This window comes from Nonomuraea montanisoli (assembly GCF_013363975.1).
GTDB lineage: Bacteria > Actinomycetota > Actinomycetes > Streptosporangiales > Streptosporangiaceae > Nonomuraea > Nonomuraea montanisoli.
This window is the reverse complement of the sequence record NZ_JABWGN010000010.1, coordinates 86913-100680: the sequence shown is the minus strand read 5'-3', so window position 1 is coordinate 100680 and position 13768 is coordinate 86913. Positions and strand designations below refer to the sequence as shown.

Genomic DNA, 13768 nt, shown 5'->3' with positions numbered 1-13768 from the left:
ATGGCAAGGCGCGCGCATGGCAAGGCACGGAGGCGTGCCTTGACGCGCGCGTCGAGGGCAGGAAGGGAACCGTGGATCAGCGGGTGGCGGCGAGCAGGCTCTCGGCGGTGAGGGCGTCGGTGACGAGCTGGTTGAAGTACCCGCCCTTGGCGCCGGCGACGATCGAGACGACCTTCTCGGGGCCGGCCGCCACCGCGATCGAGAACGGGATGCGGCGCAGCTCCTCCAGGCCGGTGGCGACCAGCCGCTCGCTGCCGGGGAAGCCCACCGTCTCGCCGTCGCGGTCGTAGAAGCGGGAGCAGACGTCGCCCACGGCCTGGCGCAGGCTGTCGGCGTAGCGGGGCACGAAGGCGGGCGTGACCTGCCGCATCAGCGGGGGCGAGCCCACGCCGACGATCGCGCACTTGGCGTGCGCCCACAGGTCCATGACCCGCCGGACCGACGGCTCGTGCTGGAGCGAGGCGAACAGCTCGGGACCCGGCAGCGCGGGCGCGTAGAGGTAGCTGGGCATGCCGCCGACCCGCTCGGCGAGCAGCCGGGTGGTCTCGTTGGTCTGGAACCAGGGCTGCGGGTCCTCCTGGCCGCCCACGGCCGGCGCGATCGTCACGCCGGGGAAGTGGCCCAGGCTCTCGCGCGCGCACTCGTACACCGTGCTGCCGGAGGAGACGAGCACGGTGTCGCCGGCCGTCAGCCCGACGCCCGCCAGCGCCCTGGCGAGCCCGGGGGCCAGCCACGGGCCCAGCGCCGGGCCGCTGACCTTGGGGACCAGGTAGACGCGCTGGAGCCGCAGGGCCTCGGCCAGCTCGGCGGCCAGCGGGCCCTCCTCCAGGGTCGCGGGGCGGTGGACGCGGATCTCGACGATGCCGTGGCGGCGCGCCTCGGTGAGCAGGCGGCTCACGGTCGCCCTGCTGACGCCCAGCCGCTTGGCGATGTCGGCCTGGGTCGCGTCCTCCAGGTAGTACTGGGAGGCGGCCGCGTACATCAGCTCCTGAGGGAACCTGGTCTGGGCCTCCGGTGCGACGTCGGCGGCATTCATGCGCGCGGTCCCCCTGGGTGCGAGATCAACTGCGAGATCAGGTGCGTGAACACGTGTGCAGAACGGATGCGCACCGACTATACCTCCGCACACTCCGAGAAAAGGCTAGCGAGCCCCGGACCTCGGCGTGACCGGCACCTGCGAACCCTGAGGACGGCCTCAGCAACGCGACGGGCACGGGGTCAGGGAAGCGACCCCGCGACGAGCGCGTCTCCCAGGGGCGTGCGCGTGTAGAGGACCGAGCGGCCGGAGCGCGTTCCGGTCACCAGACCCGTGCCGCGCAGGGCCGCGAGATGCCCGCCCGTGGTCCCGACGCTCTGCTCCAGCAGGGCCGCGAGGTGCGTGGTCGTCGCGGGCACGGCCAGCTCGGCCAGGATGCGCGCGCGGCTGCGCCCGACCAGCGCCGCGAGCCCCGCGTCGGCCGGCCGCGGCTCCACCGCCACGCCCCTCGCCGGATAGATCAGCGCGTACGGCCACGCCTCCTCCAGGTAGGCGCCCACGTTGCCGGTGAACACCGACGGCAGGAACAGCAGCCCGCGCCCGCCGAGCCGGTGCCGCTCGTCGGCGCCGCTCCTCATCTCGATCTCGATGCGGCCCTCGCGCCAGCGCACCTGCGAGCTGAGGTCGCCGAGCGCCGCGGCCCAGCCGTACGTGGCCAGCCGCCCGGCCCGCTGGATCACGTCCCGTTCCAGCGCCGCGTGGAAGCGCGGCCAGGAGCGGGAGACGATCTCCCGCCACAGGGCCTCGAAGGCGTCCGCCAGCGCCCGCACCACCTCGGGGCCGAGCAGCAGCTCCCGCACCCACGCGGGCACCGGCGGCCGGCCGGCCAGCACCGCCGTGATCTCCGCGTGGGCCTGCGCGACCGGCGTGGTGCGCATCGCGGCGAGCTCCGTCTCGAACGGCACGCTCATCCCGGCGGGCGGCGGGGCGACGAAGTCGACGTTGTCGCCCCGGTTGCCGGTGATCGCGGCCGTGGCGCGCAGCGCGGGGCAGGCGCGTTCGAGCTCCAGGTACGGCCCGCGCCACCGCTCCACCCAGCGCCGGTGCGGTCCCGCCGCCACCCGGCCGGACAGGACCCACTGGGCGTGCATGGTCTCGATCAGCGGCGAGATGGCGAACCGGCTGGCGGCCACGTCCTGGGGCGTGACCTCGATGGTGAACACCTTTCGGTTATATCCGAAACGTTCGCCCGGGATCGTCCCTGGTCGCCACCATCGGGACGGTGAAGAGACGTGTGAAGACGGGGGTGCTGTGAGCGGGCGTGGGGCGACGTTCAAGGAGGTGTTCGCGGTCCGGGAGTTCCGGGTCCTGTTCGGGAGCTTCGCGCTGATGATCGTGGGCGACGCGGTCAAGATGCTGGCGCTGTCGGTGCTGGTGTACGCGCAGACCGGGTCGCCGGGGCTGTCGGCCGCCGCGTACATGGTGGGGTGGCTGCCCTACATCCTCGGCGGGCTGTTCCTGCTGTCGCTGGCCGACCGGCTGCCCGCCCGGGGGCTCATGGTGGCCGGCGAGGTGGTGCGGGTGGCGGTGTGCCTGGCGCTCGCGTACGGCGGGCTGCCGGTGTGGGCGATGCTCGCGCTGGTGCTGCTGACGGGGCTGTTCTCGCCGGTGTTCGGCGCGGCGCGCAACGCGATGCTGCCCGACGTGCTGCCGGGGGACGCGTTCGTGCTGGCCCGCTCGCTCATGGGGGTGACCTCGGCGGCGGCGCAGATCGCGGGGCTGTCGCTCGGGGGAGCGTTCCTCGCGGCCACGGGCCCGGAGGGGGCGCTGGGGGTCACGGCGGTGCTGGCGGCGGTGGCCGCGGTGGTGCTGCGGCTGGGCCTGCCCCAGCGGCCTGCCCGGAACGTGACGTCCGCCGTCCGGAGCGAGCGCGGTGCCGGGGCGGTGCGCTCCACCGTGCGCGTGAACGGGCTGCTGGTGCGGGACCGGCGGGTGCGCGGGCTGCTGCTGGCGAGCTGGCTGCCGCCCGCGTGCCTGGCCGGCGCCGAGGCGATGATCGTGCCCTACCTCGGCGGGCAGGGCCGGGCCGGCGCGGTGCTGGCGGTGGCGGCCGTGGGCATGGCGGCCGGGGAGTTCGCGGTCGGCCGGTTCGCGGGGCCAGGGCTGCGGGAGCGGCTGTCGCTGCCGCTGGCCGTGCTCCTCGGGCTGCCGTGGCTGGGCTTCCTCGCCGGGCCGGGCGCGGGCTGGGCGGCGGCGCTCGCCGCGCTCGCCACCGCCGGGCTGGCCTACCAGCTCGGGTTGCAGCGCCGGTCCCTGGAGGCCGTGCCGGAGGGGGTGCGCGGGCAGGCGTACGGGCTGCTGTCGGCGGGGCTGATGACCGGCCAGGCGGTGGGCGCGGCCCTGGTGGGGGCGCTCGGCGAGACGTTCGGGCCGAGGGTGGCGATCGCCGCGGCGGGCGCGACCGGCATCGCGGCCGCCCTGGCGCTCATTCCGGTCTTCCGGTCCGGGCGCGAGGAGCCCGGGGAGGCTCCCACGGGGGACGCCACGCAGGGGGTGACGGAGGCCGGTGCGGAAGCTGTCGCGGACGGTGCTTCGGGGCCCGCGCACTAGGTGCCGCAGACTGTGTCGCGGAGGACGTCGGCGGGGCAGGGGATGGGGAGGTCACGGAGGGAGTTCGCCCGAGCCGCGGGGGATGAGGCGTACCGGGAGCGTGACGTGGCGCGACGGGGCGTCGTCGCCCGACAGGCGCCGGAACAGCAGCTCCGCCGCGATCCGGCCCATCCCCGCCGGGTCCTGCGCCACCACCGTCACGCCCGGCGCCAGCAGGTCGGCCAGCTCGAAGTCGTCGAACCCGGCCAGCGCCATCCGCCGCCCCTCCAGGGCCCGCAGCGCCGTCACCGTGACGCGGCCGTTGCCCGTGAACAGCGCCGTCGGCGGCCGGTCCAGCAGCAGCATGCGCTCCAGGTCGGCCCGTACCGAACCGGGCGTGGGCGTCCGCATCGCGACCAGCCGCTCGTCGTACAGGTGGCCCATCGCGGAGCGGTAGCCGTGCAGCCGCCGCGCGGCCGTGAAGATCGACGGGTCGTCGCCGAGGAAGGCGATCCTGCGGTGCCCGTGCGCGAGCAGGTGCCGGGTCGCCAGCTCCGCGCCGCCCGCGTTGTCGCACAGCACGGTGTCCACGTCGAGCCCCGGCTCCGGCGGCCGGTCCGCGAACACCGCCGGTGTGCCCGCCTCCAGCTCCTGGCGCAGGTACGAGTGGTCGTGCCCGGCCGGGACCATGATGAGCCCGTCCACCCGGCGCGCGCAGAACGTGCGCACCAGCTCGCGCTCCCGCGCCGGGTCCTCGCTCGACGAGGCGCTCAGCAGCAGGCAGCCCTCGCCGATGACGACGTCCTCGACGGCCCGGCCGAGCGCCGAGTAGAAGGGGTCGGCGAGGTCCTCGATGACCAGGCCGACCGTGGACGTGCGGCCCGCGCGGAGCACCCGGGCGCTCTCGTTGCGGCTGTAGCCGAGGCGGTCGATGGCCTCGCGCACCCGTGCGGCCGTGGCCGGGTGGACGCCGGGCTCGTCGTTCACCACCCGGGACACGGTCTTGAGCGCCACCCCGGCGGCCGAGGCCACGTCCTTCATCGTCGGTCTCACGCCAGGATCATGTCCCATGCCGGTGAGGCAGACAACGTTGTCACCCAGGATGCCGGGTTGACCTTGACGAGCGGACCCCTGATACCTTAGGTAAGGCTTACCTATTGATTCCGGGAGTGTGGGCGGCGTGGTGGCGACCGAGGTGCGCGACGTGACCGGGGTGCTGGAACGCCTCGCGACCGAGCGGAGCGGGGTGATCGGCGTGCCTCCGGGGCTCGTCGTCACGCCCGACGCGACGTGGACGCCCGCGACCGAGCTGCTGCGCCAGCCGTACACGCTGCTGGGAGAGCTCGTCGACCAGACGGCGGCCCGCTGGAACGCCCCCCGCCACGTCGGCGCGGCGCTGTTCTGGAAGACCTACGGCTACTGGCACACGCTGCCGATGGCGCTGGCCTGGGCGCTCGGCGGGCCGATCCCGGTCATGCCGCTCGCCGAGACGTACTTCAAGGTCTCCGAGGCCGGGGTGACGATCGGCGCGTCCCGGGTGCGCTGGGGCTCCGGGCCGGAGGCGATCCGCGAGGCGCTGGAGGAGTCGCAGGCGCCGCTGGTGCGGGTCCTCAGCGGGATGGCCAAGGTCGGGGAGCGCACGCTGTGGGGCTCGACCGCCGAGGCGTTCGCCCACCCGCTGACCCTCATCGAGCCCGGCGACTACATGGCGCTGCTGCGCGAGATCGGGCGGCCGGTCGACGGGCTCGTCGAGCCGGCCGGCGACGCGTACTTCCGCAGGACCTGCTGCCTGTGGGTGACCCTACCGGACGTGGAGCCCTGCGGAAGCTGCTGCGTACTGAAGCCGCGCCCCGGATCCGCCTGATCCGCCCGACCCTTCTGACCCGGCCGATCCGCCTGGTCCGGGGCGCCCGGCGTCAGGCGACGGCCTCGTCGGCGAGCGCGGCGGCCCCGTCGGACCTGGCGACGGCCTCGTCCGCCGGCGGCGCCATGTCGTCGAGGGGGCGCAGCTCGTCGGCGTAGCTGACCGAGACGCGGCGCATCACGCCGGTCCCGTCGATCGAGTACTGCCCGAGCCGCCACAGCGGCGGCGAGTAGGCGTGGATCGAGACGCTGCCGTGCGTGGCGCCGGTCAGCCGGTGGATGTGGTCCGGCCCGAACGAGAACGAGCGCCCCTCCGGCACCACCGTCTCCAGGTGCTCGCCGCCGATGCGCGGGTTGCACTCCAGCAGCGCGCCCCGCACCACGTGGACCGCGCCGGACGACACGTCGTGGTCGTGCCAGCCCGTGTCGTCCTCCGGACGCCAGCACAGCAGCCACACGTCCACGTACGCGTCCCGGTACAGCGAGGCGTAGTGCCGTCCGCCGTCCTCGGGGAAGTCCACCTCGTGCTCCCACTGGTCGGGGCTGGCGGCCAGTGTGTCGACCAGTGTGCGCAACTCGCGCCGGTCGAGCGCGCGCTCGGGCAGGTCGGCGCAGACACCCCCGTCCTGGGTCTGGCGCGCGTTGCCGTGGTCGATGTCCGGGTTGCCGGGTGCGGCGGCGACCGGGCCGATGGTCGATTCGGTGCCCTCGTTCACGTACGAGTCTCCTTTCTGGCGAGCAGACGACGGGGGTTGGTGACCCGGATGGCGTGCGCGGCGGCCTCGCCGAGGCCCGGGTCGGGTGCGGTGGCGTAGGGGGCGTCGGAGCCGTTGACGACGACGTCGACGCCGAGCTCGCGGACGATCGCGTCGATCGCGCGCGGGCCGTACGAGGAGGTCTCCACGAAGAAGCCGGGATCGACCCGGCCGCGACCGCCGCCGCCCCGGGCGATCAGCCGCTCGGAGTGGAGCGGCGCCAGACCGGCCAGCAGCGCGAAGCACACGCGCAGGCCGGGGTGGCGCGGGCGGACGACCGCGTGGAAGTAGTGCCAGGCCGTGTGCATCTGCTGCACGTACGGCACGACCGCCGGCCACCACGACGGCGCCTCGGCCGGCTGCGGCGCCTCGCCGGCGCGTGGCGGGGCGGCCGGGCCCGGGTGGACGAACAGGGGCAGGTCGCGGTCGGTGAGGACCTTCAGGAGGCGGTCGTCGGGCAGCGCCGTGGCGGGGATCTGCAGCCCGGCGAACCCCCGGTCGAGGTCGCGCGCCAGCCGCTCGGGGTCGGGGTCGCTGTGGCAGGTGGCTGCCCACGCGCCGTACGGCTCGCCGAGTCCGAGCGCGCCCTCGTGGTAGGCGTCGATCAGCGGCCAGGACTCCTCGGGCGGCAGGAACTCGATGCCGAGCGGGCTCGACAGCGACACCAGCGCGAGGTCGAGCCCCGTGGTGTCGCGGGGGCCGTGGTCGGCCGGGTTCACCTCGTACGGGGGTTCGCCGTCGAGGTGGAGGGTCCAGCCGTCCAGGTGGGGAGGGGTCGTGCGGGCGCGCAGCGCCTCGATGAACTCACGCGTCCACAGATGCTGGTGCACGTCCACGGCCACGGCTGATCGCCTCCTCCCTGCATTTCCTACTGATAATATAGGTTACTGATCGCATGTTGTGTGACGAAGGGGGTGAATCGCTTCAGTGATACGGTTCAGTGAACCGCTTCACCTCGCTGCTGTCAACGGGTGTTCGTCAGCGATACGGGTTTCTGTCGGCGGCACCCAATAGGCTGATCCAATGCCCCGGAAGAGAGCGACGATCCGGGAAGTGGCCAAGGCGACCGGTCTGTCGCCCGCGGCCGTTTCCTACGCGCTGCGCGGCCTGCAGGTCTCGGAGGAGACCATGGAGCGGGTGCGCGCGGCGGCGGCAGAGCTCGGCTACGAGGCCGACCCCATCGCCCGCGCCCTGGCCAGCGGGCGTACCGGCATGATCGGGCTGCTGTGCGGCTCCCTGGAGGACCTCTGGCAGCAGTCGCTCGCCGTCGGCATCAGCCGGGGTCTGCGGGAGAAGGACCGCTACGCCCTCATCCTCGACGCCGTCGGCGACCCGGCCCGCGAGCGCGCGCTCGCCCAGCAACTACGCGACCAGCGGGTCGACGGCATGATCGTGCAGCCGCTCGACCCGGCGGCGGCGTTCTGGCCGGAGCTGTGCGAGTCCGTGCCCGTCGTGGCGATCGGCGACTCGCTGGCCGGCACGGCGGCCGAGGTCGTCTTCGACAACCGCAGCGGTGTCACGCTGGCCCTGGAGCATCTGCGCGAGCTGGGCCACCGCCGGATCGCGGTGCTGACCCCGACCCGCCCCAGCACGCCCGACCGGCCCGCCGACGTCCACGTGACGGCCGAGGCCGAGCGGCTCGGGCTCGACATGGAGGTGTTGACCGCCGCCCACGGCCTGACCGCCGCCACCGAGGCCGCGCACCGCGCGCTGCGCCCGGGCGGTCCCACGGCGGTGTTCTGCTTCTCCGACTCGATCGCGTACGGCGTCTACGCGGCGGCGCAGGAGCTCGGCCTGTCGATCCCCGGCGACGTCTCGGTCATGGGCTACGACGACCACCCGATGTCCGGGCTGCTCACGCCGGGGCTGAGCACCGTCGACTGGAACATCGACGGCATCGTGAAGGCGGCGGTCCGGCTGGTGTCGGCCGCCGCCGACGGGGGCGCCCGGCGCCGCCGGGTCGTCCAGCGGCCGACGCTCAAGGAGCGCGGCTCGGTCCGCGACCTGGGCTGACAGCCCAGGTCGCGGACGGGCGGTCAGGCTCCGTCCCCCAGGAGGGCCAGGAGCTGTTCGGTGTGGCCCGGCAGCTCGACCTCCGCCAGGCCCGTGACGAGGTCCCGCAGCGGCACGGGCTGATCGACCAGGACCGTGCCGTTGGACAGGAGCAGCGTGGGCACCGGAGTGCCGAGTTCGGCCTCGCCGAGCGCCGGTCCGCCGAGCGCGCACAGGGCCTCGCCCTGGCGGCGGACGCGGTCCCGGAGGCCCGCGCCGCCACCGCTCAGCGCGATGACGCGGCCGATGGTCCACGTGTCGAGCGCCATGCGGTTGTCGTACGTCGTGTTGGCCCCCGAGGCCACGGAGGCGGCGGCGGCGATGGTGGCGGAGGTGACGAGGGCGACGTGCGCCAGGATCTGGTCGGCGTCCCACTCGCCCGGCGGCGGGCCGGGGCTCGGGTCGCCGGAGCCGGCCACCGTGGCGGCGGCGTCGAGCAGGGCGCCGTAGGCGTCCCGCAGGGGGGTGGTGTCCATGGGTCCTCCTCCTGGTTCAGTGGTGCGCGGGGGACATGTCCCACGGCGCCTGGGGGAGGACCTCGCCGGTCTCCAGCAACGACTTGAGGTTCGCGCACACGGCCGGCCATCCGTGCGAGATGCCGCCGAACATCTCCATGTTGGCGAGGTTCTCGTGGGTCACGGTGAGGCGGACGATGTCGTGGTGCGGTTCGACGAGGAAGGTGACGACCGACGGCTCCCTCGGTGACTCGGGGGCGTCCTCGAAGGTGATGACCAGCCGTGTCGGAGGCTCCGCCTCGATCACCTTGCCGACGACGTCGACGGCGCCCGATCCGTCGACGCGGCGGTGCTCCCAGGTCGAGCCCGGCTGCCAGTCCGAGACGTTGGCGTGCCCCCAGTAGCGCGCCGTCAGGTCCGCGTCGGTCAGGGCGTGCCACACCTGCTCCGGGTTCGCGCGGATGTAGGTGACGTAGACGTAGGTCGGTACGGATGCGGGTCCGTCGGTCATGGCGTACTCCTCTGCCTGGTTCTTGATGGCGCTGAGGGCCCGCAGGCGGGGCCGGTCGAATCCGGAGATCCAGCGCTCCTCGATCTCGTGGATGGGCATCGGGTTGAGGTAGTGGAGCCGTTCCCGTCCGCGCCGCACGACGGTCACGAGGCCGGCCCGCTCCAGGATGTCGAGATGCTGCGTCGCCGACTGGCGCGCCATGTCCAGGCGCTCGCACAGCTCGCGCAGCGTCTGGCCGTTGTGCTCGCGCAGCCGGTCGAGCAGGAGCCGTCTGGTGGGATCGGCCAGCGCTCTGAAGACCGGGTCCATGTCACTCGCTTCGTGGCTCACACCTCGATTATGCAGGTATATGCCTGCATAAAGTCAACCGTGCGGCCCTGACGTGCGCCTCCAGGGCGTGGAGGCGCACGTCATGGGCCGTCGGTGTGACTCAGGGAGCAGCGGGACGATCAGGGAGCGGTGGGGCGGAAGGTGCTGTCGGCGCGGAAGGCGGAGGTGTCCTGGTCCTTGTCGAGCCAGAGCTGGTGGTGGCGGTGCCGGACGAACCGGCCCGGGTAGTTGGCCGACTCCAGCCGCAGCCGCCCGGTCCCCGCCGCCCGGGCGTGGAAGGTGGCGTCGCGCTCGAACAGCGTCGTCCCGTCGTCGCCGTCGAAGCGCAGCCGGAAGTCCCTGTGCCGCAGGTAGCGCCCGTCCCCGTCCACGAACGAGAACCCCTCGGCGTCGGCCAGGCCCGGCACGACCCGCAGCGTCACCGCCTCGCCCAGGACGGCCGGCGCGCCGGAGGCGCCGATCCCCTCCTCCGGGAAGTTGACCGACAGCAGCCGCCGGGACGTGCCCGCCTGGAGGAGGGCGCCGCCGGCGGCGGGGGCGGCGCGGGTGTAGAGGAGCGTGCCGAAGCCGAGCTGGTCGAACCCGCCGCTGTTGGGCCCGTAGTCGCCGCCGCCGCCCTCGGCGCGCACCCGCTCTGCGTACGCCTTGGTGTACGGCACCGCCAGGCCCCGGCGGTTGGCGTAGTGGTTGTACAGCAGCTCCCACACCGGCCGGTCCTGGCCCCGGGAGGCGTCGGAGATCACGGTCTGCTCACGGCGGGCGCAGTTCTGGCCGGTGCCCCAGGTGTAGGTGGAGAACGGCACGCTCTGGCCGAGGTTGTACCTCGCGACGTACTCGGCGGCCTTCATGATCCGGTTGTCGGCGTACCCGTAGAGGTCGAGCCCCTGGTTCCAGGCCAGATTTCGCGCAGTTCTTGTCCGATGAGCAGGCTGCGCGGTTCGCCTCGTTTCAGGGGCCGCCTTCGCGTGCTCATAGCCGGGGTCACGGTCACGGTTGCCCTCGATGCCCACCCCCGAGTTGAGGGTGCCCGCGGTCTCGGACACTACGGGCACCCTCAACCTGGCAGACCCGGCCGATGTGGAGAAGGCCGCCGAGCGCGCCAGCATTGCGTCATGCAGGCATAGCAGCGGCCGCCGCGACGCTATTCGTCCACGTGCACGAAGCCGATCCAGTTGATGTACCACTCGTTGTCCTTGGCTCGGGCGGGGGTTAGCGCGGAGCCGTCGCTCCACCGCACGTAAACCCGAAAGCCGTCGGGCTTGGGGAAGTAGACGGCGCTGGGGCCGACCAATGCCCACTGTTCGGACTTGCCGCCGATGGAGGTGAAGTAGAAGGGGGTGGTCGGGAACCGTGCGTCGCTAGTGTCGACGTCGATGTAGATGCCGTGGCCACCGTTATAGGGTTTCCACCCTTCTCCGCGAGTAGTTGCGCCGGCACGAATGCGTTGGGCCATGAGAAGTCCTCTCAGCAAGAGATGTCGTAACGCTAAGTACCCTATCCGCCACTCAGTGTAACCATTGGAGATTTATGGCCTCTTTGCGGGGCAGACCCAGAACGCCAAGGCGGCAGGGTGGCCCAGCGGCAGGGCTGCCGCCGGGCCGAGCCGGGCGGCCCTGGATAGGCGCGACGCAGACCAGGCGGGACAGGGTCAGCGGAGCGGTCATCATGAGCCATCCACAGGACCGCCGGGGCGCCCTGGCCACCGTTGAGCGACTGACAGCGGTCGAGGAGCCCGCGGTGCACGACTGGAACGGCGGTTATACGCAAGGTGTAGCCCGTGCCGCGTCGTACGGTCACTCCCTGGTCGAGCGCGGCCCGCTCGACGTCGTCCAGTCCAGCGGCGTGGAGGAAGCCGGCGACTTTACGCAGGTTCACAAATGCGCGCCGAGCGCTTGGCCCATCGCATCGCCAGGAGTCTCCCCAGCCCGGGGCCGGGAAATGAAACTTGATCGCATTCTGCCGTTACAAATTCATGAAGCTGCAATGACCAGAAATGGACATACAGTTGGGTATCCACTGTGCACAGCCCGAATCTCTCATCTCTAGAGGATCCAGGTGGACAAGCCACTTCACGACGTTGCTGGCCTGAGGGCAACTTCATGGCGTCAGCGCGCTCTTGCCTATATTGCAGAACTACAGCATCAACTCGACGCCCTTAGCTGCGATGTCATCGAAGACGGGAGCTAGCCAGCATCTGTCTGCAGCACGTGAAGCCGCTGCATCCCTTCGTGGACCGATAGCTGGACTTTTTGGCTACGCCACTGAACGAACGTGGGCCAACATTCACAAGGCGGAGGCTGCCTTGCTCCGACTGCTCCCTCCCGAGGAGCTCGCCTGGTGGGGAAACGATATCCTTGCCCGCGCCGAAATGCATCTGCCTCCATCCGATCCACGAAGGATCAAACTGAAAGAGCGTCTGGGCTCGGACGGCAAACTCAACGCAGGAGATCGCTATCTGGCTATAAGCGTCCTGCAGGCAGCCAATATCGCTGATCAGCTAGAGAAGGCCAGAGTTCGCAGCTTCCGAAATATAATCACCATCACCACGGCGGTCCTCACCCTAATAGCTCTGACCCTTGGCGTAATAGGACTTGCTGATCCCACCCTCATAAAGCTTTGCTTCAATGACCCCCAGACAGGGCCGGCGTGCCCCATCGGGAGCAGGCCAGTCAAGTGGGATATTCTAATAGTGGAATTGATGGGCCTATCCGCAGCAGCCCTGGTAGGCGCCATTGGCCTTCGACTCATTTACGGAACATCCACACCCTTCACACTTCCGATAGTTCTAGCTTTTCTCAAACTTCCGGCTGGGGCCATATCAGCTGTTATAGGGCTGCTGTTGATTCAAGGCCGCTTCATACCAGGGCTGAGCAATCTCGACACTAGTGCTCAGATCCTTGGCTGGGCTGCAGTATTTGGTGCAGCGCAACAGGCGATCACCAGATTGGTTGATGCCCAAGGACAGAAGATTCTTAGCAGCGTTGGAGATCCTGCGCCCGAGCCTCCAACAGCTAGCCCGGTAAAAGTGACTACATAGCTCCATGGCCTGGCTCGGCAGATCGGTCAGATGGCTGAGCTGTTCATCGGTTCTTTGTCGATGCGGCCGCAGGGCTGCGCGCCGGTTTCGTCCTCACAGTGGGGGATGAAGCACGCCCGTCAGGCGCGCAAGCTCGTCCGCGACCAGTTCGCGCAGGTCGCCATTCGCAAAACTCCTCGCAGAACTGGAGGGTTGTGCGAGGAGGTTCTGCGAGAATCGGCGGGTGGAGCTGACACCGGAGGAGGCCGCCGCGGCGGTCGAGCGGTTTGACTGCCCGAGTTGCGAGGTGATGGCCCCCTCTCCGTGCCGGACACGGGGTGGGAAGGTCGCCTCCAAGTACCACACCGCGCGCTTCATCCTGGTGCCCGCGCTGCGCGAGCTGCTGGAGGTGGCGGTTCCGGCCGGTCGCCGCCCGGGTGCGCGCTGGCAGGCGCTGGCCCCGGTGGCGGCCGCCGAGGTCGCTTCGTCCGCCCCGGCGATCCGGATCGGATACGCGCGCTGTTCGACCAAGGACCAGGAGCTGGACAGCCAGCTGTTGGCGTTGCGCGCTGGCCGGGTGCACGCGGATCTTCGCCGAGAAGATCTCCACGCGGATCAAGGTGCGGCCCGAGCTGGATGCCGCGCTGGCGTTGTGTCGGGATATCAAGTCGGCCGCACCCGGCCAGACGGTCGTCTTCACCGTGCACGAGCTGAAGCGGCCCGCGCGCAACGCCGCCGAGCTGATGGCGCTGGCCGGCGGGCTACAGGCGGCCGGGATCCAACTGGAGCTGCTGACCGGCCCATTGACCGGCGTCTACGACCCGAACGGGCTAGGCGCGATGCTGTTCGCCGTCCTGGCCGTCTCCGCCCAACTCGACCGCGACTACATCCGCGACAAAACCCTGGAGGGACAGCACGCGGCCGCCGCACGCGGCCATCACGGCGGCCGCCCGAAGGTCATCGACGACGACATGCTTACCCTCGCCCAGGCGCTGAGAGCCAAGGGCATCCCGATTCCCGAGATCGCCGCCAAGCTGAAGATCACCACAGGGAAGAACGCCGGCCGGGCGCCGTCGGTCGCCTCGCTATATCGCGCGCTGGCCGATGCCGGCCAGTGCAGCATCTCGCCGGACACGTCCGGCTGAGGCTCGAGACCCGCGGAGCCAGGGGCGAGTCAGGCGCGGGGGCGCGGGCTGTGGGTTGACGGCCTGGGCGACGGCG

14 protein-coding genes and 1 pseudogene are annotated in these 13768 nt (G+C 71.4%); 6 read left to right on the top strand and 9 right to left on the bottom strand.

Annotation, left to right across the window (positions count from 1 at the left end; all coding sequences use genetic code 11):
* Window positions 1-76: 76 nt before the first annotated feature.
* Together HTZ77_RS25860 and HTZ77_RS25855 are read right to left on the bottom strand one after the other, a co-directional pair.
* Window positions 77-1036, bottom strand: coding sequence for a sugar-binding transcriptional regulator (locus tag HTZ77_RS25860; RefSeq protein ID WP_175592287.1), 960 nt, complete (start codon window positions 1034-1036; stop codon window positions 77-79).
* 182 nt (window positions 1037-1218) lie between these two features.
* Window positions 1219-2199, bottom strand: coding sequence for an ArsR/SmtB family transcription factor (locus HTZ77_RS25855; protein ID WP_328808767.1), 981 nt, complete (start codon window positions 2197-2199; stop codon window positions 1219-1221).
* A gap of 88 nt (window positions 2200-2287) precedes the next feature.
* Between HTZ77_RS25855 and HTZ77_RS25850 the strand changes: the two genes are divergently transcribed.
* Window positions 2288-3586: an MFS transporter gene (locus tag HTZ77_RS25850; RefSeq protein ID WP_328808766.1), complete on the top strand. Its 1299-nt coding sequence runs from the start codon at window positions 2288-2290 to the stop codon at window positions 3584-3586.
* 51 nt (window positions 3587-3637) lie between these two features.
* Here HTZ77_RS25850 and HTZ77_RS25845 read toward each other — a convergent pair whose 3' ends face one another.
* Window positions 3638-4618 carry a LacI family DNA-binding transcriptional regulator gene (locus HTZ77_RS25845; protein WP_328808765.1) on the bottom strand — a complete coding sequence of 327 codons (981 nt, stop codon included), beginning with the start codon at window positions 4616-4618 and terminating at the stop codon, window positions 3638-3640.
* A 127-nt stretch (window positions 4619-4745) separates the two neighbouring features.
* Here HTZ77_RS25845 and HTZ77_RS25840 point away from each other — a divergent pair, with 127 nt between their 5' ends.
* On the top strand, window positions 4746-5429 hold the full coding sequence (locus HTZ77_RS25840; RefSeq protein ID WP_175592286.1) for a (2Fe-2S)-binding protein: 684 nt from the start codon (window positions 4746-4748) through the stop codon (window positions 5427-5429).
* Window positions 5430-5481: 52 nt separating this feature from the next.
* On the opposite strand, the gene HTZ77_RS25835 is transcribed toward HTZ77_RS25840, so the two are convergent.
* Window positions 5482-6144, bottom strand: a complete 663-nt coding sequence (locus HTZ77_RS25835; protein ID WP_328808764.1) for a cysteine dioxygenase — start codon at window positions 6142-6144, stop codon at window positions 5482-5484.
* Window positions 6141-7025 (bottom strand): amidohydrolase family protein, encoded by an 885-nt coding sequence (locus HTZ77_RS25830; protein WP_175592285.1) that lies wholly within the window; start codon window positions 7023-7025, stop codon window positions 6141-6143. Before HTZ77_RS25830 ends, HTZ77_RS25835 begins: the two co-directional genes overlap by 4 nt.
* A gap of 181 nt (window positions 7026-7206) precedes the next feature.
* Here HTZ77_RS25830 and HTZ77_RS25825 point away from each other — a divergent pair, with 181 nt between their 5' ends.
* Complete coding sequence (locus tag HTZ77_RS25825) at window positions 7207-8196, top strand: LacI family DNA-binding transcriptional regulator (RefSeq protein ID WP_175592284.1); 990 nt, start codon at window positions 7207-7209, stop codon at window positions 8194-8196.
* 23 nt (window positions 8197-8219) lie between these two features.
* Here HTZ77_RS25825 and HTZ77_RS25820 read toward each other — a convergent pair whose 3' ends face one another.
* From HTZ77_RS25820 to HTZ77_RS25805, 4 genes are all read right to left on the bottom strand, one after another.
* Window positions 8220-8711: a hypothetical protein gene (locus tag HTZ77_RS25820; protein ID WP_175592283.1), complete on the bottom strand. Its 492-nt coding sequence runs from the start codon at window positions 8709-8711 to the stop codon at window positions 8220-8222.
* Window positions 8712-8727: 16 nt separating this feature from the next.
* The gene (locus tag HTZ77_RS25815) at window positions 8728-9531 is read right to left on the bottom strand and encodes an ArsR/SmtB family transcription factor (protein WP_328808763.1); all 804 of its coding nucleotides are present in this window, start codon (window positions 9529-9531) and stop codon (window positions 8728-8730) included.
* A gap of 119 nt (window positions 9532-9650) precedes the next feature.
* Window positions 9651-10574 (bottom strand): AbfB domain-containing protein, encoded by a 924-nt coding sequence (locus HTZ77_RS25810; RefSeq protein ID WP_175592282.1) that lies wholly within the window; start codon window positions 10572-10574, stop codon window positions 9651-9653.
* Between the two features lie 98 nt (window positions 10575-10672).
* Window positions 10673-10984 (bottom strand): hypothetical protein, encoded by a 312-nt coding sequence (locus HTZ77_RS25805; protein ID WP_175592281.1) that lies wholly within the window; start codon window positions 10982-10984, stop codon window positions 10673-10675.
* A 711-nt stretch (window positions 10985-11695) separates the two neighbouring features.
* Between HTZ77_RS25805 and HTZ77_RS25800 the strand changes: the two genes are divergently transcribed.
* From HTZ77_RS25800 to HTZ77_RS25795, 3 genes and pseudogenes are all read left to right on the top strand, one after another.
* The gene (locus tag HTZ77_RS25800) at window positions 11696-12568 is read left to right on the top strand and encodes a hypothetical protein (RefSeq protein ID WP_175592280.1); all 873 of its coding nucleotides are present in this window, start codon (window positions 11696-11698) and stop codon (window positions 12566-12568) included.
* Between the two features lie 289 nt (window positions 12569-12857).
* Window positions 12858-12902, top strand: a pseudogene (locus tag HTZ77_RS48940) (hypothetical protein); the annotation flags it as partial.
* Window positions 12903-13167: 265 nt separating this feature from the next.
* Window positions 13168-13692 (top strand): recombinase family protein, encoded by a 525-nt coding sequence (locus HTZ77_RS25795; RefSeq protein WP_328808762.1) that lies wholly within the window; start codon window positions 13168-13170, stop codon window positions 13690-13692.
* The last annotated feature ends 76 nt before the right edge of the window (window positions 13693-13768 follow it).

Excerpts from the sequence above, each read along its gene's own strand:
- HTZ77_RS25825 (WP_175592284.1), top strand. The coding sequence starts at position 7,207 with ATGCCCCGGAAGAGAGCGACGATCCGGGAAGTGGCCAAGGCGACCGGT.
- HTZ77_RS25860 (WP_175592287.1), bottom strand. The coding sequence starts at position 1,036 with ATGAATGCCGCCGACGTCGCACCGGAGGCCCAGACCAGGTTCCCTCAG.
- HTZ77_RS25820 (WP_175592283.1), bottom strand. The coding sequence starts at position 8,711 with ATGGACACCACCCCCCTGCGGGACGCCTACGGCGCCCTGCTCGACGCC.
- HTZ77_RS25805 (WP_175592281.1), bottom strand. The coding sequence starts at position 10,984 with ATGGCCCAACGCATTCGTGCCGGCGCAACTACTCGCGGAGAAGGGTGG.
- HTZ77_RS25800 (WP_175592280.1), top strand. The coding sequence starts at position 11,696 with ATGTCATCGAAGACGGGAGCTAGCCAGCATCTGTCTGCAGCACGTGAA.